Origin of the sequence: Psychrobacter sp. (assembly GCF_036731945.1) — a bacterium.
GTDB lineage: Bacteria > Pseudomonadota > Gammaproteobacteria > Pseudomonadales > Moraxellaceae > Psychrobacter.
The window spans coordinates 24,304-26,282 of record NZ_DAINDI010000042.1 but is presented as its reverse complement, the minus strand read 5'-3'; the positions used below and the strand labels follow the sequence as shown (position 1 = coordinate 26,282).

General features: G+C 43.9%; 2 protein-coding genes. Both read right to left on the bottom strand.

Annotated features, from left to right (window positions below):
* Nucleotides 1–112: 112 nt before the first annotated feature.
* Entirely contained in the window at nucleotides 113–1,054 is a 942-nt protein-coding gene (gene pssA / locus V7D75_RS09635) for a CDP-diacylglycerol--serine O-phosphatidyltransferase (RefSeq protein WP_333614390.1), read from the bottom strand.
* A 10-nt stretch (nucleotides 1,055–1,064) separates the two neighbouring features.
* On the bottom strand, nucleotides 1,065–1,940 hold the full coding sequence (locus tag V7D75_RS09630; RefSeq protein ID WP_102076781.1) for a 23S rRNA (adenine(2030)-N(6))-methyltransferase RlmJ: 876 nt from the start codon (nucleotides 1,938–1,940) through the stop codon (nucleotides 1,065–1,067).
* Nucleotides 1,941–1,979: the final 39 nt, after the last annotated feature.

Sequence of the window (1,979 nt, the reverse complement as noted above, 5' to 3'; positions counted from 1 at the left end):
TGGCATTATACGCGCTTTTAGTAGGGGGTCAAGGGGGTTTGAAAATTTAAATTAGTATATCTTCTAACCCCTTGATTGCTTAGGATTTAAATCTGAGATTTTGGCTTTAGTCTTACATTTTACTCTTTAACGTGGTTACGATACCTGATAATGCATAGATGATACCGATGGCTAAGATGCCCACTGGGATATCATATAAGATGATACTCATGACCAATACGCCAATAATAAGCACAACAAATGGCACTTTCTTCTTATCGAACTCTTTAAAGCTATAGTATTTGACGTTACTGACCATCAATAACCCGCAGATAACCACCCATGCCGCAAATAAGAACATGATGCCAGTATCGTATTGTCCGACCCATTCGTTATGATCGACCGCAACCATGACAGCGGCGGTAACCAAGATAGCCGCGAGCGGACTTGCCAAACCGACGAAGTACTTTTTATCGACTATACCAACTTGTACGTTAAAACGTGCTAAGCGAAATGCGGCGCACGCGGTAAAGACAAACGCACAACCAAGACCGATACGACCTAACGGCTCTAAAGCAAAGCTATAAATCAGGATTGCAGGCGCAACGCCAAAAGCCAACATATCAGCGAGTGAATCATATTGCTCGCCAAAAGGGCTTTGGGCATTGAGCATACGCGCAACACGCCCATCAGCGCCATCAAGAATGGCGGATAAGAAAATCGCTAATGAGGCTTTGTAAAACTCGCCTTGGGTACTGGCTAAAATAGAATAAAAACCCGATAGCAAGGATAAAGTGGTAATCAGATTCGGTGCTAAATACACACCGCGACTGACCACGCGTTTGCCTTCGGCGACTTCTGCTTCAATCACCTCAAAGGTTAAGCCATCATAATTGTCATTATCCGCTAGGCGAATATTGAACTCATGCTCATCGACAAAAGGCGGCTGGGTGGCAGCACTATCTTGTAAGAGCGGCTCTTTTACCAAGCCGTCATTCATAACCTTGTCAGTTACCAGACTGTCCTTTGTAAGGCTATCTTTGCCCATACTACTTGATGATTGATTCGTCGTCATAACGATATCCTTATTCGCCGACCAGCCAGCGCACATTGGTGGCACTATCGGGAGACATGTCTGGGGCATCTGCAACTTTTAACACCGGCTGCAAGAAACGCAAAATATCACGCGCATGATTGTCAAATTGCCAAGGCGGATTGATAACGAGTAACCCTGTACCATTTAAGCCGACAGCGATGTCGTTAGGATAGATATTGAGCTCGCAGACCAATTGACGTCTCATTTCAGTCCGTTTTAGCTTTTTGTAAAACAGCTCAACCGCTTCCATGTTTTTAATTGGGTACCATAACGCGTAAGTACCTTGTGGCCACTTATTATAAGAATGTACCAATAAATCAATCAGGCGGGTAAAGTCTTTATGCTCTTGCTCGTAAGGCGGATCAAGGAAAATCAGACCGCGCTTCTCTTTTGGTGGAATCACGGCGGCGATACCTTCAAAAGAATTGCGATGATGAATACCAATCGGCAATTTATGTAGCTGATAATTTAATGCATCGTATTCACTGGCTTTGGCTTCAAACGCTTCACCGCGCACGCCAGCATCAGGATTTTTTTCAACATGATGGGCAATCCACCACGGTGAACCAGGATAGACTTTTTTGTCATACGTAAAACGCGCTTGCTTAATGCCTTCCATATAGTCTTTGACGGCCGCCGGTGCTTTTTCGATATCCGCTTTTAATAAAGCTTGGATACCGCCTTTGGCTTCACCTGTTTTGCGCGCCTCTTCACTGCCGAGCGAATACAGTCCACGGCCGCCGTAAGCATCCAGCACATAAAAAGGTTTATTTTTTTGCCCCAATTGATTCAGCAGTTGTACCAATAAAATGTGTTTAACAACATCGGCAAAGTTACCAGCATGATAGGCGTGTTTATAGTTCATAAGATCAAAAGTTTAAATAAGAAAAATTGCATCTATGGT